Origin of the sequence: Selenomonas sp. oral taxon 149 str. 67H29BP (genome assembly GCF_000146365.1) — a bacterium.
Lineage (GTDB): Bacteria > Bacillota > Negativicutes > Selenomonadales > Selenomonadaceae > Centipeda > Centipeda felix.
The window spans coordinates 567,210-590,525 of sequence record NZ_GL397087.1 but is presented as its reverse complement, the minus strand read 5'-3'; the positions used below and the strand labels follow the sequence as shown (position 1 = coordinate 590,525).

30 protein-coding genes and 1 other RNA gene are annotated in these 23,316 nt (G+C 53.8%); 22 read left to right on the top strand and 9 right to left on the bottom strand.

Features of this window, described 5'->3' with window-relative positions:
- The first annotated feature begins 56 nt into the window (after positions 1 to 56).
- From dprA to HMPREF9166_RS02885, 10 genes are all read left to right on the top strand, one after another.
- On the top strand, positions 57 to 1,148 hold the full coding sequence (gene dprA / locus HMPREF9166_RS02930; RefSeq protein WP_009442564.1) for a DNA-processing protein DprA: 1,092 nt from the start codon (positions 57 to 59) through the stop codon (positions 1,146 to 1,148).
- Complete coding sequence (gene topA, locus HMPREF9166_RS02925) at positions 1,111 to 3,441, top strand: type I DNA topoisomerase (protein ID WP_009442563.1); 2,331 nt, start codon at positions 1,111 to 1,113, stop codon at positions 3,439 to 3,441. Before dprA ends, topA begins: the two co-directional genes overlap by 38 nt.
- Positions 3,438 to 4,760, top strand: coding sequence for a methylenetetrahydrofolate--tRNA-(uracil(54)-C(5))-methyltransferase (FADH(2)-oxidizing) TrmFO (gene trmFO, locus HMPREF9166_RS02920; protein ID WP_009442562.1), 1,323 nt, complete (start codon positions 3,438 to 3,440; stop codon positions 4,758 to 4,760). The genes topA and trmFO overlap by 4 nt, the downstream gene beginning before the upstream one ends.
- A complete protein-coding gene (hslV, locus tag HMPREF9166_RS02915) occupies positions 4,757 to 5,296 on the top strand; it encodes an ATP-dependent protease subunit HslV (protein ID WP_009442561.1) in 540 nt (179 codons plus the stop codon). The genes trmFO and hslV overlap by 4 nt, the downstream gene beginning before the upstream one ends.
- On the top strand, positions 5,293 to 6,690 hold the full coding sequence (gene hslU / locus HMPREF9166_RS02910) for an ATP-dependent protease ATPase subunit HslU (RefSeq protein WP_009442560.1): 1,398 nt from the start codon (positions 5,293 to 5,295) through the stop codon (positions 6,688 to 6,690). The genes hslV and hslU overlap by 4 nt, the downstream gene beginning before the upstream one ends.
- 170 nt (positions 6,691 to 6,860) lie before the next feature.
- Positions 6,861 to 8,198 (top strand): replication-associated recombination protein A, encoded by a 1,338-nt coding sequence (locus HMPREF9166_RS02905; protein WP_039980892.1) that lies wholly within the window; start codon positions 6,861 to 6,863, stop codon positions 8,196 to 8,198.
- 2 nt (positions 8,199 to 8,200) lie between these two features.
- The gene (gene speD, locus HMPREF9166_RS02900; RefSeq protein WP_009442558.1) at positions 8,201 to 9,022 is read left to right on the top strand and encodes an adenosylmethionine decarboxylase; all 822 of its coding nucleotides are present in this window, start codon (positions 8,201 to 8,203) and stop codon (positions 9,020 to 9,022) included.
- Positions 9,023 to 9,048: 26 nt separating this feature from the next.
- Entirely contained in the window at positions 9,049 to 9,615 is a 567-nt protein-coding gene (locus tag HMPREF9166_RS02895) for a helix-hairpin-helix domain-containing protein (RefSeq protein ID WP_009442557.1), read from the top strand.
- Positions 9,612 to 12,056, top strand: a complete 2,445-nt coding sequence (locus tag HMPREF9166_RS02890; RefSeq protein ID WP_009442556.1) for a DNA internalization-related competence protein ComEC/Rec2 — start codon at positions 9,612 to 9,614, stop codon at positions 12,054 to 12,056. The genes HMPREF9166_RS02895 and HMPREF9166_RS02890 overlap by 4 nt, the downstream gene beginning before the upstream one ends.
- Positions 12,057 to 12,293: 237 nt before the next feature.
- The gene (locus HMPREF9166_RS02885) at positions 12,294 to 12,785 is read left to right on the top strand and encodes a hypothetical protein (RefSeq protein ID WP_009442555.1); all 492 of its coding nucleotides are present in this window, start codon (positions 12,294 to 12,296) and stop codon (positions 12,783 to 12,785) included.
- Positions 12,786 to 13,040: 255 nt separating this feature from the next.
- On the opposite strand, the gene HMPREF9166_RS02880 is transcribed toward HMPREF9166_RS02885, so the two are convergent.
- Positions 13,041 to 14,312, bottom strand: coding sequence for a site-specific integrase (locus HMPREF9166_RS02880; protein WP_009442554.1), 1,272 nt, complete (start codon positions 14,310 to 14,312; stop codon positions 13,041 to 13,043).
- Between the two features lie 190 nt (positions 14,313 to 14,502).
- Between HMPREF9166_RS02880 and HMPREF9166_RS12690 the strand changes: the two genes are divergently transcribed.
- On the top strand, positions 14,503 to 14,649 hold the full coding sequence (locus HMPREF9166_RS12690; protein ID WP_009442553.1) for a hypothetical protein: 147 nt from the start codon (positions 14,503 to 14,505) through the stop codon (positions 14,647 to 14,649).
- A 56-nt stretch (positions 14,650 to 14,705) separates the two neighbouring features.
- Here HMPREF9166_RS12690 and HMPREF9166_RS02875 read toward each other — a convergent pair whose 3' ends face one another.
- From HMPREF9166_RS02875 to HMPREF9166_RS02865, 3 genes are all read right to left on the bottom strand, one after another.
- Complete coding sequence (locus HMPREF9166_RS02875) at positions 14,706 to 15,377, bottom strand: Fic family protein (protein WP_009442552.1); 672 nt, start codon at positions 15,375 to 15,377, stop codon at positions 14,706 to 14,708.
- Between the two features lie 425 nt (positions 15,378 to 15,802).
- Positions 15,803 to 16,255 carry an ImmA/IrrE family metallo-endopeptidase gene (locus HMPREF9166_RS02870; RefSeq protein ID WP_009442551.1) on the bottom strand — a complete coding sequence of 151 codons (453 nt, stop codon included), beginning with the start codon at positions 16,253 to 16,255 and terminating at the stop codon, positions 15,803 to 15,805.
- Between the two features lie 3 nt (positions 16,256 to 16,258).
- Positions 16,259 to 16,711 carry a helix-turn-helix domain-containing protein gene (locus HMPREF9166_RS02865; protein WP_039980888.1) on the bottom strand — a complete coding sequence of 151 codons (453 nt, stop codon included), beginning with the start codon at positions 16,709 to 16,711 and terminating at the stop codon, positions 16,259 to 16,261.
- 320 nt (positions 16,712 to 17,031) lie between these two features.
- Between HMPREF9166_RS02865 and HMPREF9166_RS12685 the strand changes: the two genes are divergently transcribed.
- From HMPREF9166_RS12685 to HMPREF9166_RS02860, 3 genes are all read left to right on the top strand, one after another.
- Entirely contained in the window at positions 17,032 to 17,187 is a 156-nt protein-coding gene (locus HMPREF9166_RS12685; RefSeq protein ID WP_175279226.1) for a hypothetical protein, read from the top strand.
- A gap of 2 nt (positions 17,188 to 17,189) precedes the next feature.
- An RNA gene (locus HMPREF9166_RS11855) (hammerhead ribozyme type II) lies at positions 17,190 to 17,253 on the top strand.
- Between the two features lie 13 nt (positions 17,254 to 17,266).
- Positions 17,267 to 17,461 (top strand): helix-turn-helix transcriptional regulator, encoded by a 195-nt coding sequence (locus HMPREF9166_RS02860; RefSeq protein ID WP_009442548.1) that lies wholly within the window; start codon positions 17,267 to 17,269, stop codon positions 17,459 to 17,461.
- A 105-nt stretch (positions 17,462 to 17,566) separates the two neighbouring features.
- Here HMPREF9166_RS02860 and HMPREF9166_RS02855 read toward each other — a convergent pair whose 3' ends face one another.
- Genes HMPREF9166_RS02855 through HMPREF9166_RS02845 form a run of 3 tightly spaced genes read right to left on the bottom strand, consistent with a single transcriptional unit; the run spans position 17,567 to position 19,023 of the window.
- On the bottom strand, positions 17,567 to 18,319 hold the full coding sequence (locus HMPREF9166_RS02855; protein ID WP_009442547.1) for a DUF1829 domain-containing protein: 753 nt from the start codon (positions 18,317 to 18,319) through the stop codon (positions 17,567 to 17,569).
- Positions 18,300 to 18,779 carry a hypothetical protein gene (locus HMPREF9166_RS11685; protein WP_009442546.1) on the bottom strand — a complete coding sequence of 160 codons (480 nt, stop codon included), beginning with the start codon at positions 18,777 to 18,779 and terminating at the stop codon, positions 18,300 to 18,302. Before HMPREF9166_RS11685 ends, HMPREF9166_RS02855 begins: the two co-directional genes overlap by 20 nt.
- Entirely contained in the window at positions 18,763 to 19,023 is a 261-nt protein-coding gene (locus HMPREF9166_RS02845; protein ID WP_009442545.1) for a helix-turn-helix domain-containing protein, read from the bottom strand. Before HMPREF9166_RS02845 ends, HMPREF9166_RS11685 begins: the two co-directional genes overlap by 17 nt.
- Positions 19,024 to 19,127: 104 nt before the next feature.
- Between HMPREF9166_RS02845 and HMPREF9166_RS02840 the strand changes: the two genes are divergently transcribed.
- Both HMPREF9166_RS02840 and HMPREF9166_RS12680 read left to right on the top strand, forming a co-directional pair.
- A complete protein-coding gene (locus HMPREF9166_RS02840; RefSeq protein ID WP_039980886.1) occupies positions 19,128 to 19,349 on the top strand; it encodes a helix-turn-helix transcriptional regulator in 222 nt (73 codons plus the stop codon).
- 42 nt (positions 19,350 to 19,391) lie between these two features.
- The gene (locus HMPREF9166_RS12680) at positions 19,392 to 19,535 is read left to right on the top strand and encodes a hypothetical protein (protein ID WP_009442543.1); all 144 of its coding nucleotides are present in this window, start codon (positions 19,392 to 19,394) and stop codon (positions 19,533 to 19,535) included.
- A gap of 163 nt (positions 19,536 to 19,698) precedes the next feature.
- Here the strand turns inward: HMPREF9166_RS12680 and HMPREF9166_RS12450 are convergent, their stop codons facing one another.
- Entirely contained in the window at positions 19,699 to 20,571 is an 873-nt protein-coding gene (locus HMPREF9166_RS12450) for a hypothetical protein (protein ID WP_009442542.1), read from the bottom strand.
- A gap of 102 nt (positions 20,572 to 20,673) precedes the next feature.
- Between HMPREF9166_RS12450 and HMPREF9166_RS02830 the strand changes: the two genes are divergently transcribed.
- Genes HMPREF9166_RS02830 through HMPREF9166_RS02820 form a run of 3 tightly spaced genes read left to right on the top strand, consistent with a single transcriptional unit; the run spans position 20,674 to position 22,018 of the window.
- On the top strand, positions 20,674 to 20,892 hold the full coding sequence (locus HMPREF9166_RS02830; RefSeq protein WP_009442541.1) for a hypothetical protein: 219 nt from the start codon (positions 20,674 to 20,676) through the stop codon (positions 20,890 to 20,892).
- Entirely contained in the window at positions 20,889 to 21,641 is a 753-nt protein-coding gene (locus tag HMPREF9166_RS02825) for a Bro-N domain-containing protein (protein WP_009442540.1), read from the top strand. Before HMPREF9166_RS02830 ends, HMPREF9166_RS02825 begins: the two co-directional genes overlap by 4 nt.
- A gap of 14 nt (positions 21,642 to 21,655) precedes the next feature.
- A complete protein-coding gene (locus HMPREF9166_RS02820; protein ID WP_039980883.1) occupies positions 21,656 to 22,018 on the top strand; it encodes a hypothetical protein in 363 nt (120 codons plus the stop codon).
- Here HMPREF9166_RS02820 and HMPREF9166_RS02815 read toward each other — a convergent pair.
- Positions 21,996 to 22,325 (bottom strand): hypothetical protein, encoded by a 330-nt coding sequence (locus HMPREF9166_RS02815; RefSeq protein ID WP_009442538.1) that lies wholly within the window; start codon positions 22,323 to 22,325, stop codon positions 21,996 to 21,998. The two genes, HMPREF9166_RS02820 and HMPREF9166_RS02815, sit on opposite strands and share 23 nt — an antisense overlap.
- 133 nt (positions 22,326 to 22,458) lie before the next feature.
- Here HMPREF9166_RS02815 and HMPREF9166_RS02810 point away from each other — a divergent pair, with 133 nt between their 5' ends.
- From HMPREF9166_RS02810 to HMPREF9166_RS12675, 3 genes are all read left to right on the top strand, one after another.
- Entirely contained in the window at positions 22,459 to 22,770 is a 312-nt protein-coding gene (locus HMPREF9166_RS02810; protein ID WP_009442537.1) for a helix-turn-helix domain-containing protein, read from the top strand.
- The gene (locus HMPREF9166_RS02805; protein ID WP_009442536.1) at positions 22,767 to 23,093 is read left to right on the top strand and encodes a LysM peptidoglycan-binding domain-containing protein; all 327 of its coding nucleotides are present in this window, start codon (positions 22,767 to 22,769) and stop codon (positions 23,091 to 23,093) included. Before HMPREF9166_RS02810 ends, HMPREF9166_RS02805 begins: the two co-directional genes overlap by 4 nt.
- Positions 23,083 to 23,316: hypothetical protein (locus HMPREF9166_RS12675; RefSeq protein WP_009442535.1), on the top strand; the 234-nt coding region annotated here is incomplete at its 3' end. The genes HMPREF9166_RS02805 and HMPREF9166_RS12675, both read left to right, overlap by 11 nt.

Sequence of the window (23,316 nt, the reverse complement as noted above, 5' to 3'; positions counted from 1 at the left end):
ATAGAAGATAGTTGCATTCTTTCCTAAATTTAGGTAAGATGAGGAGCGTGTAGAAGGTGGAAGATCGGTGGTATCTGGCGGCGCTTCTGCGCTGTCCGCAGGTGGGCAGCGTTCGTATGCAGCGGCTGCAAAGCGTATGTCCTGCGGCAAAGGACATATGGTCGATGACTGCCGCGGAACTGCGTGCGACAGGAGTGCTCACGGATGCCGCTGCCGACGCACTTGCGCGGCACATACAGGGGGATCCTAATCTGCCGGAACGCATTGCGGAGGACTGCCGACGCGCTGATGTGTCGATGGTGACGATGGAGGATGAATGTTATCCGCTCGTTCTGCGCGAGATCTTTGACCCACCGCTCGTGCTCTACTATCGCGGCACACTTCTGCCCGATGCACGGCGCATTGGCATCGTCGGTGCGCGTAAATTCTCAGGCTATGGGGAGGCTGCCGCGCTCGAGTTTGCGGAGCATCTCGCGGCGGCGGGAGTCACCGTTGTCAGCGGTGCGGCGCGTGGGATCGACACGCGCGCGCATCGCGGTGCACTGCGCGGCGGACGAACGGTTGCGGTTCTTGGCTGTGGCGTAGATATTGCCTATCCGCCCGAGAACCGCCGTCTGTTGACGGAGATCGTCGCGGCGGACGGAGCAGTCCTTTCCGAGTATGCCCCCGGGACACAGCCACTGCCCATGTTCTTCCCTGCACGCAACCGTATCATCAGCGGACTTGCGGAGGGGGTGCTTGTCGTTGAGGCGGCACGGCGCAGCGGCTCTCTGATCACTGCTGAGATGGCACTCAGCGAGGGTCGTGAAGTCTATGCGATTCCCGGCAGCATCTATTCGCCGCAGAGCGGCGGCTGCCATAACCTCATCCGTGCAGGGGCGCGTCTTGTGGAATCTCCACGTGAAATTCTCGAGGAGATGCACCTCGTGGCACAGCCGCGCCGCTCTGCGCGTGCACAGCTGACGCCGGATGAGGCACACGTCTATCAGGTGCTCTCCTTCGATCATGCGCTGACCATGGATGAAATCATCGACAGTCTGCCCGTGAGCACGACAACGAGCCTCCCGCTTCTTCTCCTGCAAATGCAGCTGAAGGGCGTTATCATAGAGAATGAAATGCACGCCTATCGGCGTGCCGAAAGGAACTGACGGATTGGCGACGCAAGCATCTGCCCGCAAGGCGAAAGCCGGCACAGCGAAGAAAACGAAGACAGCGAAAACGGCAGGGAAAAAACCACAGAAAAAAATTCTGGTGATTGTGGAGTCTCCTGCAAAGGCAAAGACCATCGAGCGGCACCTTGGCAAACAGTATACCGTTCGTGCGTCGATGGGACATCTGCGCGATCTGCCGAAAAGTCAGTTCGGCATTGATGTGGAACATAACTTTGAGCCGAAATACATCAATGTGCGCGGCAAGGGGGACCTGATCCGTGCGCTCAAAAAAGAGGCAAAGGATGCCGATAAAATCTATCTGGCAAGCGATCCTGACCGCGAGGGGGAAGCAATCGCTTGGCATTTGGCACACATTCTCGGCGTTGACCCTGCGACGGACTGCCGCATCGTCTTTCACGAGATTACGAAGCCCGCGATTGAGGAGGCTGTGCATCATCCGCGTCCCATTCACATGGCGCAGGTCGATGCCCAGCAGGCACGACGCATGCTGGACCGCATTGTCGGCTATCAGCTCTCACCGCTCCTCTGGCGCAAGGTGCGCAAGGGGCTTTCTGCCGGACGCGTCCAGTCGGTCACGGTACGCCTGGTCTGCGATCGTGAGCGCGAGATCGAGGCCTTTCAGTCCGAGGAGTACTGGACGGTCGAGGCGAAGCTGAAAAAGGATAAGCACGCCTTTATCGCCGAGGTGACCCATGCGCACGGCAAGAAACTCGCCCTGCACAGCGAGGCAGAGACGAAGGCACTGACGGATGATCTGGCACAGCAGAAATTTTCCGTGCAGGAGGTCAAGCGCAGTGAGCGCAGGAAGAAAGCTGCGCCGCCCTTTACGACCAGTTCCCTGCAGCAGGATGCGGCGCGCAAGCTTGGATTTACGTCGGGACGCACGATGATGATCGCCCAGCAGCTCTATGAGGGCGTCGTTCTGGGGCGTCACGGTGCGACCGGTCTTATCACCTATATGCGTACCGACTCGACGCGCATTTCAAATCTCGCCGTGGATGAGGCCCGCAGTTTTCTCAGTGAGGAGTACGGAAAGGAGTATGTTCCATCTCGTCCCAATGTCTACGCGATGGGGAAGAAGGCGCAGGACGCACATGAGGCAATCCGTCCGACGAGTATCCTGCGTACGCCCGCAGAGGTGGAGAACTACCTGAACCGCGATCAGCTCCGTCTCTATACGCTCATCTGGCAGCGGTTCGCCGCCAGTCAGATGTCTGCCGCCGTTTACGACACCATCGCGGCACAGATTGCAGCAGGGGACTATCGCCTCCGCGCGCATGGATCAAAGCTGAAGTTCAAGGGCTATACCGCTGTCTATGTCGGGGCGGAAACAGCAAAGAAGGAGAAGGACACGCTCCTGCCCGACCTTGTGGATGGTGATCCTCTGACGCTGGGGGCGTTGAATCCCGAGCAGCACTTTACCGAGCCGCCGCCGCGCTACAACGACGCGTCGATCGTCAAGACCCTCGAGGAACTGGGGATTGGGCGTCCGAGCACGTACGCGCCCATCATCGAGACCATCCAGAAGCGCGGCTACGTGGAGCGGCGGGAAAAGCAGTTCCGTCCGACGGAGCTGGGCTTTATCGTCACGGATATGCTCGAGGAGTATTTCAAGAACATTGTCGATGTCAAGTTCACGGCGAATCTGGAGGGAGAACTCGACGGTGTCGCTGATGGGACGCTCGACAAGAATGAGCTGCTCGGCAGCTTTTACAAACCGTTTGAACAGACGCTGAAAAAGGCGGAGGATGCCATCGGTACGGTGGAACTCCCCGAGGAGGTCACCGATATCCCCTGCGATAAGTGTGGCCGCATGATGGTCGTCAAACAGGGGCGTTTTGGCAAGTTCCTTGCGTGTCCCGGCTTCCCTGAGTGCCGCAACGCAAAGCCGCTCCTGCGCGACACGGGTGTCGCGTGTCCCAAGTGCGGCGGGCGGATCGTCGAGCGAAAGAGTCGACGCGGGCGCGCGTTCTTCGGATGCGACCGCTATCCCGAATGTGACTATACAACGTGGGATGAGCCCCAGAAGGAGACCTGCAAGACCTGCGGTGCCTTTATGCAGAAGCATCGCTACCGTACGGGGCGCGCCATTCTCTACTGCAGCAACGGGGCATGCCCTTCGCGTATCGGCAGCCCCATCGAAAAGGAACTGGCGCGCCAGAAAAAGCGTGCACAGGAAGCCCTTGAAAAGACGAAGGAGACTGATGCTGCGGCAAAGGAGTCGGCAACGAAACGAAAGACAAGTGCGCGTAAGGGGACACGCTCGTGAGCGGCGTACGCATCATCGGGGCCGGACTTGCTGGTGCCGAGGCAGCATGGCAGGCGGCTGAAGCAGGAATTGCCGTGGAGCTTTTTGAGATGCGTCCGCTGCGCCGTTCGCCGGCACATAAGACGGATGCCTTTGCGGAACTCGTCTGCAGCAACTCCCTGCGGGCGGCGGGGCTGATGAATGCCGTCGGCGTGCTCAAAGAGGAGATGCGCCGCATGAACTCCATCATCATGCAGGCGGCAGATCATACGGCTGTTCCTGCCGGCGGCGCACTGGCGGTGGATCGCGAGGCGTTCAGCGCCTATGTGACGGAGCGCATTGTGCAGCATCCACTGATCCATGTGCATCACGAGGAGATCACGGAGCTGCCCTCCACGGATGACAGCGTCCTCATCGTCGCCTCCGGACCACTGACCGATGGGCAGCTTGCGGAGGCGATACGTCGCCTGCTTGGCGATGATGGGCTGTACTTCTATGATGCAGCGGCACCGCTCGTCAGCTTCTCCAGCATTGATATGAATGTGGCGTACCGCGCCTCGCGCTATGGGAAGGGCGAGCCCGCCTACATCAACTGCCCCATGAATGAAGCGGAATACGATGCCTTCTGGCAGGCACTGACGACGGCGGAGGCGGCAGAGACACATAATTTTGAAAAAGCAATTTTCTTCGAGGGCTGCATGCCGGTCGAGGTCATGGCAGCGCGCGGGCGCGATACACTCCTCTACGGTCCGCTGAAGCCCGTCGGCCTTGAGCATCCCGTGACGGGGGAGCGTCCATACGCTGTGGTGCAGCTGCGACAGGACAACGCAGCGGGATCGATCTACAACATCGTCGGATTCCAGACCCATCTCAAGTGGCCGGAGCAACGGCGTGTTTTTCAGATGATTCCGGGGCTGGCAGCGGCGGAGTTCCTCCGCTACGGTGTGATGCACCGCAACAGCTTTATCAGTGCACCACGGCATCTGCGTCCGACGTTCCAGTACACGGGAGATGACCGCCTGCTGTTTGCGGGGCAGATGACCGGTGTGGAGGGCTATGTCGAGTCCGCCGCATCGGGGCTTGTCGCGGGGAAAAATGCCGCGCGGCTGGTACAGGGGGAATCACCTGTCGTATTTCCCGTCAGTACCTGCCACGGCGCACTCGCACACTATATCACGACCTGTGATCCAGAACACTTTCAGCCCATGAACATCAACTTCGGGCTGCTCCCACCGCTCGCGGACTTGCCGCGCCGCACGCGTAAACCGGAGAAAAAAAGGATGCTGGCAGAGCGTGCATTGGAGGACTTGGAGCACTTTCTGGAAGGAGAGACACTGTGACATTTCATGCAACAACCATTGTGGCGGTCAAAAAGGATGGCAAGGTTGCCATCGCGGGCGACGGTCAGGTGACCTTCGGCGAGCGTGCGATCATGAAGGCGAACGCGCGCAAGGTGCGGCGTCTCTATCATGGAAAAATCCTCGCGGGATTCGCGGGCTCGGTCGCAGACGCGTTTACTCTTTTTGAAAAGTTCGAGGTCAAGCTGGAGTCGTACAGCGGCAATCTCCAACGCGCTGCCGTGGAGCTGGCGAAGGACTGGCGTACGGACAAGGTACTGCGCAAACTGGAGGCACTTCTCCTCGTTGCGGATCAGGACAGCATCCTCATGATCTCCGGCAACGGCGAGGTCATTGAGCCGGATGGTGACTGCACGGCGATTGGTTCAGGCGGGTTCTTTGCCCTTGCGGCGGCACGTGCTCTCGTGGCGCATTCGACGCTGGATGCACCCGCAATAGCAAAGGAGTCTCTCTCGATCGCTGCGGATATCTGCGTCTATACGAATCATCACATCACAGTGGAGGTACTGGAATCATGAGTCAGATCGGAGTCAACGAACAGACACCGCGCGAGATCGTCGCCGAGCTCGACAAGTATATTGTCGGTCAGCATGAGGCGAAGCGCTCGGTCGCGATCGCTCTGCGCAACCGCTGGCGGAGCCGTCAGCTCGATGCGGATATGCGCGAGGACATCATTCCGAAAAACATCCTCATGATCGGCTCGACCGGTGTCGGCAAGACGGAGATTGCCCGCCGTCTGGCGCGCCTCGTGCGTGCGCCATTTCTGAAGGTGGAGGCGACCAAGTTCACCGAGGTCGGCTACGTCGGACGCGACGTGGAGTCCATCGTGCGTGATCTCGTTGAGACCTCCGTGCGGATGGTGCGTCAGCAGAAGATTGAGGAAGTGGAGGACAAGGCAAAGGAGAATGCAGAGGAGCGTCTCATTGATGTCTTTGTTCCGCCGCCAAAGAAGTCGACAAATCCGCTCGGCAGCCTGTTCTCCTCGCAGGAGGATGAGCCGGAGGAGAAAAAGGAAGAGCCGCCGAAGTATCAGGCGGGACGTGAGTGGATGCGCAAGCGGCTGCGCTCCGGTGAGCTCGAAAATGATGTCATCGAAGTCGAGGTGGAGGAATCCGCGCGCCCGATGGGCAATATGTTTGCCGGCTCCTCCTTGGAGGGGATGAGCGACAACCTCCAGTCCATGATCGGGAAACTCGTGCCGAAAAACCGTCACAAGCGCAAGGTGACAGTCGCACAGGCACGCAAGATCTTCGCGGCCGAGGAGGCGGACAAACTCGTCGATATGGATGTCGTCGCCGAGGAGGCGGTGCGCGCTGCCGAATACAGCGGCATCGTCTTCCTCGATGAGATTGATAAGGTCGCCGTGAGTAATGGACGCAGTGCGGGTGCCGACATCTCGCGTGAGGGCGTTCAGCGTGACATCCTGCCGATTGTGGAGGGCTCTACGGTCGTTACGAAGTATGGCCCTGTTAAGACCGATCATGTGCTCTTCATTGCGGCGGGGGCATTTCATACGGCGAAGCCGTCGGACCTCATTCCCGAGCTGCAGGGGCGTTTTCCAATTCGCGTCGAGCTGAAGTCGCTCGTCAAGGAGGACTTCGAGCGCATCCTCACCGAGCCGCGCAACGCACTCATCAAGCAGTACAGTGCGCTGCTCGGCGTGGAGGGCGTCTCTCTGCGCTTTGCAGATGATGCCGTCAGCCGCCTTGCGCAGCTGGCGGAGACCGTCAATGAGCAGACGGAGGACATCGGCGCACGACGCCTCTACACGCTGCTTGAAAAACTCTTGGAGGAGCTTTCCTTTGACGCGCCCGATCTCACGGAGAAGGAGGTCGTCATCGACGCGGCGTATGTTGACCGTTGTCTCGCGGACATCGCCGGCGACCACGACGTATCGCGATTTATTCTCTGACAACAGGAAGCACGGATAAACTCAGCCACGCCATCACGATTGACGGACTTCACTTTATCCGTGCTTCCGATAAGAACGGTTTGGATGAGTCCAGGCCGTTTTTTCTATTGCCTAAGTGTGCATTTTATGAGATAATTCAGAGTGAAAGAATTTGTGCAGGAGGTATGGCTATGGACGAACAGGGGGGGCTCTTTGCACGGGCGGCGTATCAGCCGCTCGCGGAGCGCGTTCGTCCACGCACGCTTGACGACTTTGTCGGGCAGGAGCATCTCCTGGGGCAGGGGAAGATACTGCGCCGCCTCATTGAGAGTGACCGCATCACCTCGATGATTTTCTGGGGACCGCCCGGCGTCGGCAAGACGACGTTGGCGCAGATCATCGCCGCGCGTACGAAGGCGGAGTTCATCACGTTCTCTGCCGTGACGAGCGGGATCAAGGAGATCCGTACGGTGATGCAGGAGGCGGATCGGCGTCGTATGTACGGGGAGCGCATCGTTGTCTTTGTCGATGAGATTCACCGCTTTAACAAGGCACAGCAGGATGCGTTTCTGCCGTTTGTGGAGAAGGGAAGCATTGTCCTCATCGGAGCGACCACGGAAAATCCCTCCTTTGAGATCAACAACGCTCTGCTCTCGCGCTGCCGTGTCTTTGTCCTGCAGGGGCTGACGGAGGCCGACATCGAACACCTCCTCCGCCATGCGATTGCAACGGACAGAGAGCTGTCGCAGATGCACATCCATCTGTCCGATGATGGGATCACTGCCGTCGCCGCCTTTGCCAACGGTGATGCACGCAGTGCGCTCTCGACGCTCGAGATGCTCGTCCTCAATGCGGATGAGCGGGATGGCGAGCTATACATCACGGAGGAGAATCTCGCACAGTGCATTACGCGAAAATCCCTGCTCTATGATAAGAACGGCGAGGAGCACTATAATCTCATCTCGGCGCTTCACAAGTCCATGCGAAACTCAGACCCGGATGCGGCAGTTTATTGGCTCGCGCGGATGCTGGAGGCGGGGGAGGACCCGCTCTATGTGGCACGGCGTGTGACGCGTTTTGCCGCAGAGGATGTCGGACTTGCCGACCCGCGTGCGCTGGAGCTTGCCGTCGCCGCCTATCAGGCCTGTCACTACATCGGGTATCCCGAGTGCAACGTCCATCTGACGCAGGCTGTCGTCTATCTTTCGCTCGCACCAAAATCGAACGCCATGGAGACTGCATATCTCGCGGCGGCGGCCGATGCCCGCACGATGCTCGCCGAGCCTGTGCCGCTGGTGATACGGAATGCACCGACGCGGCTGATGAAGGATCTGGATTATGGCAAGGGCTATCAGTATGCACATGATGCAGAGGAGCATATCACCAATATGCAGTGCCTTCCGGACGCGTTGGCGGGACGCGCGTACTATCAACCGACGGATCAGGGGATGGAGAGCCGTTTTCGGGAGCGGCTGGAGTGGATCAAGGCGTGGAAGGCAGAGCATGCCCCCAAGAAAAATAATGGATAAATATGTATGACGAGGAAGGAGCTCCTGCGTTGGATGGGAAGCTGAAACTGTACGGGTTTAACAACCTGACGAAGGCGCTGAGTTTCAATATTTATGATATTTGCTATGCGAAGTCGGCGCGTGAGCAGCGGGATTACATCAAGTACATTGATGAGCAGTACAACTCCGACCGTCTCACGAAGATTCTTTCGCAGGTGACCGATATGATCGGTGCGCGGATCCTGAATATTGCAAAGCAGGACTACGAGCCGCAGGGAGCGAGCGTGACGATGCTCATCGCCGAGGAGGCAGCGGTCATCTCGGGAAGCAAGAAGCCCGTCAACGGAACAGCACTGACGGGGGAGACGATACTTGCCCATCTAGACAAGAGCCACGTCACCGTACATACCTATCCTGAGTTTCATCCCGATACGAGCATTGCAACCTTTCGCGTGGATATCGACGTCGCGACCTGCGGAGAGATTACACCGCTGCAGACGCTGGACTATCTCATCAGTCAGTTCGACTCGGACATCATCACGATGGACTATCGTGTACGCGGCTTTACGCGCGATCTGCAGGGACGCAAGCTGTTTATGGACAGCAAGATGACCTCCATCCAGGAGTTTATCAAACAGGAGACGCTGGATGAGTATGATGCCGTGGACATCAACCTCTATCAGGCAAGCCTTTTCCATACGCGGATGCTGATCAAGGAGCCGCAGCTCCAAAACTACCTCTTCAATACGGATGTCGATGAGATCCCGCCCAAGACACGGCTCCTCATCAGTACGAGTCTGCGTCGTGAGATGATCGAGATCTTCAGCGGGAGAAACGTGTACTAGGTATTTGTGTGCTGGGAGATGATCGGATGCCGCTCTATAAAAAATCGCTTTTGATTCTCCTGGCGCTGCTTGGTGCTGTCCTGATCGGTGCGACCTACGGCTACTATCGAGAGCAGGATGCCATCGCGCTCGACGCGGCGACGACCGAGCACGTCGAGCCCCTGCGCAAGGTTACCGTCTATGTCTCGGGTGAGGTAAAGAAGCCCGGGCTGGTCACGCTGGATGAGGACAAACGCGTCGCCGATGCGGTGAATGCTGCCGGCGGTGTGATCGAGACCGCAGACGTTGACCATATCAATATGGCGGCACATCTTGAGGACGGAATGCAGATACGTGTGCCCATGCACCTGCGCGATGCAGGAGAAAAGGGAGCGGCGGCATCTCCCGGCAGGCAGGCAGACGGAAAGATCAATCTCAACACGGCGACCGAGAAGGAGCTGCAGGAGCTGCCCGGCATCGGTCCCGCCATGTCTGCGCGTATCGTGGAGTATCGTGAGAGCAATGGCGCATTTCAGTCCATCGACGATATCAAGAAGGTGCGCGGCATTGGTGCGGCTAAATTTGAAAAACTGAAAGATCGTGTGACGCTATGAAAACGGGACAGCACCCGCTGCGCTTCCTCATGGGGCTGCTGGCGGTGTTTTGTCTCGGCATTGTCTGTGGTGCCTGCTACGGTATCTCTCTTTCCGTGCATCGTATCTATCTTATCGCCGCCATCCTGATCTTTTTTTCAGCCTCCGTTATCCTCGTTCTGAAACAGCATGAACGAACATGGATCGCGTTTGTGGGGCTTTTTTTCGTTGCGGGGATGTTTCGATTTGCGGGGGCGTATGAGCTGCCGGCGCAGGATATATCTCGTGCGGCAGGAGAGGAGACTGTTGTCTCTGGGATCATCACGGAGATGCCGCGCGTCACGGAGCGCACGGACGGGTCGCGGCAGATTCGCTATACTGCAGCGGTATACGCTCTGGGGCAAGGCAATGCAGAGCGTACGGCGAACGGACAGCTGCTCCTCTATGAACGGGAGGAGGATACGTCACCGCATGTGGGGCGCATTGGAGACAGGATCACGGCAGAGGGGAAGATTCGCCGCCCCCATGGATATCAAAATCCTGGGCAGATAGACACGGCGCTCCTCCTCCGCACGCAGGGGATCACGGCCTCTCTGTCGGCACATCGGGGGAGTGTATCCATCGAGTCCCGTGATGATATCTCTCTATGGGAGCAGTGGATGCGCCGCGCGGCAGAGATTCGTACGCACTATCTTGAGCACATGCGTGCGGTCATGCCGCATACAGATGCGGCGGCAATCTTTGCGATGCTGTTCGGCGGCTATGAGGGAATCGACCCCGCCCTGCTAGAGGCGTATACAACAACGGGGATCGTTCACATTCTGTCCGTGTCCGGTTCTCATATTAGTCTGATTGCCGCCGTGATTGCGTGGATTGCTGTGATCCTGCGTCTGCCGCGAGGGCTCAGTGCCGCTGCTGTACTTTCTGCGATTTTTTTCTATGTTCTGTTGGCGGGTATGGTACCGCCTGCCGTACGCTCCGGCATCATGGGCGGGGCCGCCTTTATCGGACTGGTGCTCGGGCGCGAGCGCGACGCAAAGTATCTGCTCCTTTTGACAGGGCTGCTCATGCTTATGGTGTCGCCACTGCTCCTCTTTCACATCAGTTTTCAGCTGTCTTTTTTGGCGACGGCAGGGCTTCTCTTCCTCGCCCCTGTCCTCGCAGGAAAGGTGCATCGTCTGCCGCGCCTCGTTTCTATGGCTTTTTCCATTACGATTGCCGCGCAACTCATGGTGCTTCCCGTACTGGCATGGTATTTCAATCAGGTGTCGATCTCCGCGCTCCTCGCCAATCTTATCGTTGTGCCCATCGTTGAACTCATCATCATCATGGGACTCTTTGCCGGTATTGTCACCTATCTCCTGCCGCTCCTCGGCGGCATTCTCTTTGCCGCTGACAGCGTCTTGCTCGGCATATCGTTTGAGCTGACACGCGCCCTAGCAGCTCTTCCCCTGTCCAAGGTATGGCTGCCGTCGATGGGGCTTTTCCCATCGGTCTGCTATTATGTGGTGATCCTGATCCTCTGTGCACCATCCGAGATGCGCAGGAAGATCCTATCGCGTCTCTTGGCATATCGCCATATTGTCGCTGTGTTGTGTCTCGCCCTCCTTGTCGGTGTGTGTGCGTGGCGGATGATCATGCCGCGCGAGATGGCCGTACACTTCATCGATGTGGGGCAGGGGGACTGTGCCCTCGTTGTGACGCCGCACGGACATGCGATGCTCTTTGATACGGGCGGAACGCGAGACGGTGCGTTTGATGTTGGCGCACGCGTCGATGTTCCCTATCTTCTCCACTACGGTGTGCGCGAGGTGGACTACATCTTTCTCTCGCATGCCCACGAAGACCATGCGGCAGGCGCGGGGGCGATTCTCTCCCGTCTGCCGGTAAAACACGTCTATACGGCGGATGAGGGACGCCATGCCTACGCCATGAGCATGCGCCTCGGTGATGCAAATCCTCTGCTGTCGAAACTCAGCCGGGCGGAGGCGGGGGAGACCTTTGTTCTGGACGGAGTTACCGTGGAGGTGATCTATGCACCGGCACGTGACCCATCGGACAATGCGACGGGCAACGAGGTGTCGAACGTCTACCGTATCCGCTACGGTGATGCGTCCTTCCTATTTACGGGCGATCTCGTTCGGGAACATGAGCTGAAGATGCTCAGTGCGGGCACGGATGCCTCTGCAACCGTTCTAAAAATCCCACATCATGGCTCGCATACATCCAGTTCAGAGGAATTTATCCGTGCCGTTCATCCCATGTATGCCGTCTACTGTGTCGGTGCAGGGAACAGCTTCGGACATCCGCATGCCGACGTGGTGGAGCGCTATGATCGGATGGGCATAAAAACGCTCCGAACGGATGAGGACGGCGCGATTGTCTTTCATACCGACGGGCATCATCTCTCGGTGGAAACCTTTGCCGAGGGGCGACTGATACGTGAAATGAACGAAAAGTAGCATCCTATGGTTTCTCTTTTGTCTCCCACTCATGGGATTTTGCTTTGGATTACCACAGCACTGGAAACGTACTTCCGCAGGACATCCGAGTGAGACTTGACGCATTCACAGAATGGCTGATAGAATAAACTATAGTTGAGGACAGAATTCACGTAGAGACAATATCCGCACTGTCACAGGGCATCCTGCCAGCCAAATGAGCGGGATGGATGTGTCAGCTTCTTGGGAGAAGAAAACATGGCAAGCTGGAGCGGAATCCGAAAAAAACTCGAAAAGGACTATCTGGCGCTGAGCCTCAGAGGGCATATTCAGTATTATGCGACATCGTATAGCAGGAGCCCGGATCACGAGGGACGTGCCGCTATACGATACAATGGAAAAGAAATCATCAAGGGCTGTTACTACAATAATTGGCTGAAAGCAGATTGTTTTCCACAAGATGAAACTTACGAAAAACGCATGAAAGAAGAATTTGCGTTTATGGATGACACTGCCTTACGGTTGGGCGTGTTCGATCAACGCTCATTCTATCGCGCCTTTAGGGCATTTGAGCGGCAAAGCATCGAAGCGAGCCTCAAGAGCGAAAACTTGCTCGTACGCATATTCGCTGTGCTGGATCGGCGCGTTGGGAAAAGGAGACTGCTTGCAATGAAAGAATCCATCACGGAAGAACCAGTTGTGTTTCAGGAGTTTTACGCCATCCGTACGAAGGCAGAAGAATTGGAGTAGAGAGAAATAAATTCGTTTTTTAGTGAATGATATCATTCGCGTGGCATGGTTCAAAGCGGACAGGATGAAAAAAATGATGGAAAACAGTAACGTAATCGACATTCCCAGTCTCCAGTGGTACCCGGGGCGAATCTAAAAATAGGGAAGCAATCCCTTATATTCCAATGGATTACGATTTTTCCTGTCTCCCATTCAAGTAAAATGTCTCCCGTTTGTCTCCCGAATTTCGAGGGAGACAAATGGGAGACATATGTTTTACAGCACGTTCTTCACCTTGTCGGAGATGATCTGTACGGGCACCTCTTGCATCTCGGGACGGTTCTCGATGTAGCGGAGTGTCGTATCATAGTCGGAGTGGCCGGCACGCGCCATGATGTCATTGGGCGCTGCCTGTGATTCGCCGAGCATGGTGAGATTCGTGTGACGCATGCAGTGGAAATCGAAGTCATGCACACCGAGCTCGCGGATGCGCTTGCACTGGTAGCCCAATGTGGTTGGCTTGATGTATTTCCCATTCGGCTGCGTACAGATAATATCGATGCGCGGGCCTGGAGCAGGATAACCCTTTTCAAGGGAGACAATCTTTCGGATATCACGTCCCTGATAATCCTTCGCCGGGACAATGTAGTTGTAGAAATAATCCTCTCCATAATAGAGTTCGTTCTTCGCCTGTTGACGTTTCCAACGTTGGAGGAGGGGGAGAATGACCTGCGCATCGAAGGGAAGCGTCCGACGGCTGCTCTCGGTCTTTAGATCGCAGACATAATGCAGACCGACCTTTCCACGCATGGCAAGCCGCTGTATCTGCTGCGTGATGGAAAGCGTCATGCGCTGCATATCGCAGTTATCCCATGAGAGACAGAGCGCCTCACCGATGCGCGTGCCGAAATAGAGACCCATGACAAGCGGCATGTGGAACGTCGAGCCGAACGGATGCCTCTGAAAGATCATTGCCAGCTCATTATCCTCGATACGCCGACGCGGCTGCCGATGACTGAGCGGGGCAAACTCTTTGCCCGGCACCTTGATAAGGCGTGCAGGATTCTCCCGCAGCAGTTCCATCGGATAGATCGCATAGTCCAGTGCCGTGGAGATGTTGCTGAGGATCCGTGCGACGGTCTCATAGGCATAGCCGTCCTTGCGCTTCTGCTGGACGAACCGATCAATGATGGCGGGGGAGAGGGAGGATAAACGATATTCGCCAAGCGCGGGTTTTATATGCAGGCGAATGTTCTTCTCTCGTAGTTCCAATGTGTTATTTCGTGCATACAATCGCGTGCGTTCGTACCAAATATCGAGATAGTCGGCAAAACTGATGCTGGCATCGTTCTTCTTTGCACCGCCGCCGATGTAGGCGTTGTATGCCTCAACTCCGGCCATGCGTGCATCCTGCTCCGTGGCATACCCGCCGCCTTCGCCGCGACGGCGTTTGCCGTCAACTTTTGCCTTCTCAAAGTAGTACGCCCATGACGACCCGCGCTGTTTTACGCGGACGTGATCGAGTGGGTTATTCGATTTTTTCGACATAATAAAAGCCTCCCTTGAAAATTGGAGGCTAATCCCATATAATAGGTGTTGGCGTAGATGTGATTAGCCTCACATTTATACTTGACCGTCCGGAGGTGGTGCTCCGGGCGGTTTTTATCTTAATCTATAATTATCTATCATTATCCGTGTAAATCTGATATAATAAGGACAATCAGAGGAGGTGGACACAATGCGAGATTTTCAGAAATTTATTGAAAAGAATCGCCGTGAGATGTATGCAGTAGCGTATGACAACTGCCAGCACGATGAGGAAGGGCATTGTATCTTCCCGAAAGATGACCCTTGGATGAATGATACGGCGTGGGACACGGACTAGCATATCAAATAAGCTATCTTCGACTGCTCAGAAGCAACGCTGAGCGGTCTTTTATTTTACGAAAATGCTTCAATACGTCTGAGTTCCTCCGCCTGCAGTTCCTCGGCGAATGTTGCGAATCCCTGCAAATCCTCCGTATTGAGATAGTTGATGTACTCCTTGCGCTGCTCCACGGGAATCACAATCGGTGTCATGCCGGAGAGGAAACAACTGTATACCATCAGCGCACGACCGACCCGTCCGTTGCCGTCCGGGAACGGATGAATATGCTCGAATGCGATGTGCTGGCGGCAGATGGCAAGCACCTTATCCGAATCGGATGCAGCTGCATCCATCTGCGCAGCGAGGTTGTCGATCCAGTCCGTCAGTGCCGACGGAACGAGGTAGGGCGGTGTCGGTGTGAAGCCTGCACCGATGATCATATTCGGGCGCTGCTTGAATTGACCGGGGACACTTTCGATTGCATACTTGCAGAGGATCGCGTGCACCTCGCGGATCAGAGAAAGGGAGAGCGGTGTGCCGGCGGCCGACTGCTCGACAAGAAATGTCATGAATGCCTTGTAGTTCAGCACCTCATTCAGCTCGCGCATATCCATCGCGCGCGGGATATAGCCGTCAACGAGAACGCTCTTTGTCTCGCCCTGCGTCAGAGTATTGCCTTCGATCGCAGTGGAGTGATGCGCCATCCGCACCATGAGGTCACTGAGATAGTCAGGGTCATATGTCACTGTGAACCTCCTTTCTTAGAGAATACTTGCTTCACCGCTCATCGTGCTCCAACACGGTGGGCGGTTTTTTATTGAGAAAATAAAAAACCCCTGCACGATTCATGCAGGGGCTCTGTGGCTCAAGACCACGAAAATGAACTGGTTAGCGACTTGATGCCGCTTCGTGTCCATAGTATAACCCCTACAACGGTTAATTGTCAAATTTGTCAATTTGCGGTGATGCTTGTAGAAAAAGAAAGAACCCAGTCAAACTTGACTGGGTTCCCCTGTGTCCTAGCGGTCATACGACCGAACCCGCGAAGGGCATGTGTATTATTATAATACACGAACAGGGAGAATCCGTCAAGCGGAAAGGCCTAGTTGCTAGTAAACAAAAATGTCCTCAAAACAGTGTCGATGCTATCAATCTCTGTATCTCCCAAATATCATCCCTTCCTATCGTCTATGGACGCTTTTTGCGCACTCTTCAATTCCGCAAAATTCTCCGGCACGCCGACGGATCGTGCGAGTTGGTACATAGTACAATCAGGATACTCTCGCAGTAGATCGTCAGGGAGAAGAAGCTCGACAGCGAAGGTGTTCGCCTGACGTTCAAATCGGCTGTGCGGGTTGAATGTCTTTGTGTCCATGAAAACCGTGTTTAAGTCTCGGTGCATCTGCATGTGCCCGAGTTCGTGTGCGAGGACAAAACGTGCGGCGTCCTCATCCAAGTCCTCGGAGAGATAGATGATATGATTGCGCTTATGATACTGGTAGAACCCGTTGAGATCGACGAGGTGGCAGTAGATCAATATGATATTGAGTGCCCGGGCAATCGTAAAGGGATTGTTTGAGTTACACCGCCTCATGAGTTTGATTGCACATTCCCTTGCATTCATCGGTCAGTCCTCGTGACGGTACTTTTTCGGCGTATACTTTGCCTTGTTGCGTTTCTTCGCCATCTCCATCCCGATCTGCATCGCATCAAGGATGGACTGGATGCTCTCGGGGCTTGCGGGCTGTCCGTCAAACATCAGCCCCTCCTCCTGCATGAGCTTTTCCTTCATGTCATCCATCAAGTGCATAATCTCACGCTCGTCTTTTGGCGTGAGATCGGGCAGATCGCCCGAGGCGGGGGGCTGCTCTAATAGCTCGCTACGTTTTATCTTGAAAAAAGAGCATAGCTTATCCACTTTATCCATGCGAGGGACTTTGTATCCCTTTACCCAATTGCTTATGGTAGTATTGCTGACTTCCATATAAGCTGCTAATTCTGCCTGCGTGATTCCACGTTCTTGTAACAAGCGGTTCAGGTTGTCAGTAAATGTTTTTTTCATGGTGTTTTCATTTGGCATATCTTTCACCTCTTTTATATGAATTATTATATAACCAAAAGTAAAATAGCACAATACGAGAATAAAAATAAATAAACTAAAAGTGTTGACATAAACTTTCAGTTGATTTATAATAAGGGCATACCAAATGAAAGGGGGAACGCGGATGAGGAAAAAGAAACGACTTACCGTTTTGAAGGAAGTCACCAAATTCTTGATTGCGTCAGCTGCAGTCATCAATGCGGTGATCGAACTCATTAAACTGGTAAGCCGTTAGTCTGACGGGGGTGGTGAGAGCGCCCCCGTTAGAAATACTATACATCATCCGCGAAGAAGATACAATGAAAACTTCAACCGTGTTGCTCGTTCTGCTGGCTGTGACGATGCTTTCGGAGGTGTTCTTTGAGAGTGACACAGCATTCAGCATTACAAAGATTGCACAGTCGATCGCAATCCTTGTAGCGCTGTATGTAGAGCATTGGCAGAAGAAGCAGTAACCAGCCGAAACGCCCTGCGGGGCGTCTGCCGGGGATAGCCGCCCGGTACTGATGAGGCAGGCAGAAAGGATGTGATCCAGTGAAAATTAGCTTGAAAGCCGCCCGTGTAAACGCCAATCTGACACAGGAAGAAGTCGCAAAACTCTTGCGTAAAAACAAACAGACTATTGTCAACTGGGAGAACGGGAAAACGGTCATTGATGTGGGCAACTTCACAGCATTGTGCCAGCTCTACAAGATTGACAAAGACTGTATTTTTTTGCCCGCAAGCTAAACTTTAAGTTTAACATCGGTTGCGAGGAAGTCCAGCATGACGGGCAGGAGGAGCAGAGAGGAGGTGAGGGGATGGCAAAAGAAAAGCCCCTGCACGAGCAGGGGACTAAGCGATCATTAGATCAGGGATGTAGTCATTCCGTTTCGACCAGTGCACGGGGGTCGCCTCGTAATTGGCGAAAGCTTCGATGGCATCCTCCGCAATGTTCTTTTCATCATTGAGCATGGCAAACATCTTGTTTTTGACGGCACGATTTTTTTGAATATCCTCCCACATAAAGAGTACAGCGGTGACATTGCTTTTTCTAGGGGCGTTGATGGCGTAGACGAAGCGCTCAGGGTTCTTTTTCCCTTTTGGGATGATGAAGTCTACCTTGTGAATGTAGCCGCTTTTTCCTTGGAACTGTGCGTCGGGCGTATAAAAAATATCGTTCTTCTCAAAAAAGTGAACGACCTCATCCAGAAAGATCATGCCCTTCTTTTGGGTCGATGGGACGAACATATCGCTTGCGGACATCATCGCTTGCAGCAGTAAGTGTTGTTTTACAGGATATGACTGCATCGTTGTCTTGATCTGAAGCTCTTTATCGTCCGTAACCGTGACGCCATATCCGCGAAAGAAGTTTTGAATTACCTTCATCCTTCTGCCAACGGACATGTCATACAGTTCCATGTCTCTGATGATATATCCATCATCAGACAACGTGACTTCTCCCCGATCTTCCTTTGCGAAGATAACCAATCCGTCATTGTGGCGATCCATGAACGGCGTTGCAATTTCTGTCCAGCCATTTGAAAGGTGGGTTTCAACAGTGTTTGTCTTTACCCAGTTCAAATAGCTATCGGTGAATGTCCTCATTGAAATCCAACCCTCCTTGCCTTGGAATGCGTAACTTATCTACGTCTATTACTTTAGCATAGGTCAAAAAGTCACGCAATGTCTGGAAAAAATCGAGGGGGTCGATGAAGGCATCTGGGAGCAAATAGGCGTTGTGATCTCTTTCATGTTCATCATATATGTGAATGTGCGGCGTATGTGGAGGAATGGTCGTACCGTCAGCATTTGTGTGAAGCCTCTGACCGTCGGTGTCCAGTCGCAGGAGCGGAGTATTCTCGTAGAGGAGAAGATAGGATGCGTTCCGTCGATCCTCATTCTTGCTGCGGGCAACCTGCATCGCAAAGATAAATTCCCGCAGATTTTCAAGATCGGATGCGGGGTAACGCTCCTTTTCTCCTCGTGACGGCACTCGTAATGTTTGCTCGCGCATCATCTTTTGAAGGTTACTGAGAAATTCTGCTTCATCATTGGTGAGATTCATTTCTCTCTATCCTTTCATTGGATTGGCGGCTTATGGTTGGATTATCGCTTCTGCCGACGAGGTAGTCAAGCGATACGTCGAAGTAGTCCGCAAGGGCGATGAGGGTGTCGAATGTTGGTTTCGTTTTTCCGTATTCCCAATCTTGATAGTTTCGTTCTGTAACTCCTGCCGCCGCTGCTGCTTCCTTCTGTGTATGTTTTCGTTCTTTGCGGATGGCGCGTAAATGATCTTTGAAAATAACCATGTCAATCCCTCCAAAAAAGATTGACACGAAGAAATCTACGTGTTGCTATAACAACATAACACGAAGAAAACAACGTGTTAAATATAGAAAGGGGAGAGGGTGAAGTGAGAGAGACGAAAAAGAAAACGAATCTGCTTGTGGCAAGAGTTGCATCCGGCAAGACGCAGCGGCAAGTAGCACAGGAGGCACAGATAAACGAGAGGGTTTATCAAAACTACGAATACGACGAGAACGAGCCCCGCATACGGACGGCAATCCGCATCGCAGATGCGCTCGGCGTGAAGGATGTTCGGTCACTCTGGGGCGGCAACCCCGTGAGAGCATAACCTGCTAGCAAAATTATAGCATAAAGCTAGCAGGAGGGCTACATGAGAGAATCAATTTTCTTACGAGTTCCACCGGAACTAAAGCGATGGTTGGAGCAGGAAGCAAAGCGGCGCGGACTGACACTCACAGGGCTTATCGTGGCTCTATTGAGTGAGTATCGCGAGCAGAAGGACAAGACGGTGTGAGCCGTATAGCGACCGAGAGGAGGTGAGGGGATGGCAAAAGAAAAGCCCCTGCACGAGCAGGGGGCTATGGGTGATCGCCAACCAATCTATCTGGCAGTCAATATTCAATTCCCTGAGCAGGTGAGCTTTTATCGGGATGTTCGTGCATTGTTCCTGTGTTTTGTCATGATGCTTGGCGAGGTGCTAAAAACAATCTGGTTATCCTACTATCCATATTTGGAGAAACTTCGTATTCGACGAAAGCGGTGACGCTGATTGGTATTCTGTTGAGCGACTCTATAAAATAGCTTGCTTCTGTTTGATGATCCTTGTCAATTTTGAACGGATAACGACCACGAGGGATGGGGAGTCCATCCATTACCTCAAATTGACCGATATAGGTATCCGCAGAATATGAGCAAACGATTCCAGAGATTTGCAACGGAATATCAGAGGTGACTCGGTCACTTTTAAACAAACGTGAGGTTGGGTAATCAAGATGAATTGGTTCATCTAAGTGGTTCGGAGCAGTTATTTCAATTGCACCGTCTGTTCCATAGTGAAATGATTTGGATAAGCGGTATAGGGGAGGTCTCATTCTTTGCGCAATTGCTAAAGCATCTTCGGAGACTTGTAACGTATTGGTTCCTTCTTGAAATATACATATTGCGTTTGGAGAATCTTTAATTTCAACTTTTGGAGTATTGTTCTTCCCAAGTATTTGGGAGAGAAAAGTCTTGAGTAACTTGAACCCCGACAACGTTCCTTCAATGATAAGTTTTGGATCAAGTGCTTGTCCGATGATAAGGGATTGTTGAATTGCAACAATATCCAATCCTGCGTCAAAGATAATAGATCCACGCTTTATATCATAGGCAACAATGTTGAAGTTACTCCGATCTATCGGGCTGATTCTTGAACGTCCTGTGTAGTAACAATATGAACGATCAAATAAGGCCTGTATGTTGATAAGCGTTGTTCCTAGCATGTGGAGATTTACACTTTTTGTTAGTTCCTCTCCTGTTAAAGATATGATCAGACGATCGGAGCCGTTCATCAGAATACCTCCTAGATAACTTGCTTTTTTGTTAGAGCTTATTTCTACATGAAAATAAATTTTCCTGCATAGGAAACAGAGATCTCGAAAGGAGGAAAACCAATGAGCAACAACCAGAAATACCCACGCTGCCATGCCCGCACCGTCGCTGAGATCGTACAGGACATCCGCATCACCGCAGCCACGCTCCGTGAAATCTTTGGCATCGAGCGTCATGTCGCAATCAACAAAGCGGTCTGCCTCGAAGAGGAGGCCTACGGACTTGAGATGTCAGCAATCAAGCCGATTATCCGTGTACCTGTGAAAGGAGTAAATGAATGAACAAACTTCAAATTTTCGAGAGCACCGCCTTCGGGACTGTCCGAACGGTACTCATTGACAAAGAGCCGTACTTCGTTGGCAAGGATGTTGCAGAGATTCTTGGATATACGAACCCGCAAAAAGCGATTCGTGACCATGTGGACGACGAGGACAGGACGGTGAACGAATCGTTCACCGTCAACGGGACAAAGGGGCTTCTTATCAACGAGTCAGGGCTTTACGCGCTGATTGTCGCCTCAAAGCTCCCTGCTGCGAAGAAATTCAAACGCTGGGTCACGTCCGAGGTCCTCCCCGCAATCCGCAAGACAGGCAGCTACACCGTGCCGAAACTCGAAAAGAACCCGAAGTACCGCACCCGCATGATCGGGACAGCAGTACGGGATGTCCGCAGCACGGCGGCAGAACTGCAGAAACTCTTCGGCGTCAAGGATGGCATCGCGCTCGCGAAGGCGACGAGCATGATCGAGCGGGCGTACGGTGTAGAGATGCCCGAGGTCAAGGAACTCATTCCTCCGGCAGAGCATGACACGGGCTTTCTTAATCCTACTGCGATCGGTGCAAAGCTCGGCATCAGCGCAAAGGATACCAACTTGCTCCTCAAGAATGCGGGTCTCCAGATGAAGATCGGCAAGGAGTGGCGCATCACGAACAAGGGCAAGAATTACGGCGAGGAAATGCCGTATGAGCGCAACGGTCACAGCGGGTATCAGATTCGCTGGAATGAGTCGGTGGTCGAGGTACTGCGGTGAAAGGAGCCAAGCACATGGAAAAGTCACGTTTTAAAGTCTTCCTGTCCTGCTACCTGACAGAGGCTCAGATTGGGCTTTTGAAGGAAGCCCTTGCGACAGGGAAGGGTATTCATTTCTACGGCCCGCAGGGGCACGGCAAGTCAACGCTGTGTACGCTCTTTCATCGTGCCGGATACGCGAAAGTTACGGAGGCGGGGACAATCGAGGGGACAGAGATGTGGACAGGCCCGTACGCCATACCCGACGTGGATGCGCGCAAAGGCGTCGTCCTGCTCGAGGTATGTATGGACTACACAGAAAAAGGGCGTTCCGAAATCAGCGCGTATTTCGAGAAGCCATTTACGAAGGATGAGGTTATTGCTTGGGTTCTTTCCTAAGCTGCAGGTTGAAGTAGTAGTAATCGGTTTTGTTTGGGCGATCCAATTCCTTCTTGGAGAAACGAAATCCAGCAGCAATCAGCGCACCTTTCATCTCGTCGTTCGTCAGATATGTGTCACGGTCAGCAAAAGCGTGATTGTACATATTACGAATTGAGAGTGATGTGAGACGCCGTCGGATCGTCTTGGTCTTGGCGAAGGTCTGATCGATCCACTGAAGCACGTGCTGCTGCATTTCCAGAGGGAGCTCTGAGAAGTCGTTCGGGTCGTTGGTCGGCTCTCCGGGTACTTTTCTAGGCTCGGACATATTAACACCTCCTTTCCATGGTGATTATACCACGGCGAGGAGGAGGACAACAACCGAGAGGAGGAATGCCGCAGAAGTAATTCGCCGGACGGTCAAGAATGATGTGAGGCTAAACAAATAGAACGGAGGTGCAATGATGGACAGTGCAGCGATGGCGTCCATCATCGCCAGTGCGATTGAGCGCGCAAGCAGGTCGGTCGCAGTCGTGCGGGAGTGTCAAACACCAGACGAACTCCTGACGGTGGTCGAAGTTGCCGCAGTGCTCGGCGTCGGCAAGAACTATGCGAATATGCTGGTGCAGTCCGGCATTATCCGGGGCATCAAGCTGAATGGGATGAAGGTGCGCCGGCGTGAATTGGAACGCTGGATGGCTGCCATGGACGGGATGGACTTGGAGGATCCTCGGAATCCCGTCCCGATCGAGAGAAAGGAGGCGGTCGCATGAGCGGTAAGAAACTGATTGCGGGATGCTGCATCGCAGGGGCGGCAATCCTGCTCGCGGGAGCCTGCAGTCAACAGCCCGATGGACGGAATGCCGTCCTCGTGGAGGAGGTATACATCGTCAAGTCGGGCGATACGCTCTGGGATATCGCAGAGACGTATGTCCGCAAAAATACCGGCACGCGCCGGTACATCCTCGAATACAAGTCGGGGATGGAGGAGCTGAATCCTTGGTTGCTCGAACGGCACGGGATGATCTATCCCGGCGATAAGTTGACATTGACCTATTGGGTCAAGGGAGATAAGGAGGAAGAGCATGGAAAATGAGAAGTCAACAGAGAATCAGGTTCTTTCGGGGGAAATTGGCGGGTACAACCCCGAGTACAACAATTTTGTATGTCCGGGAGAACTCACTGTGCAGATCACGCTGAACGAATATCGGAAACTGATTGAGGAAAATGCGACTGCACAGCATAGAATCGACAAGGCTGATATGGAGCGCATCGAAAAGCGGAGAGAAGCAGATCAACTCAAGAAAGAGAACGCCGTG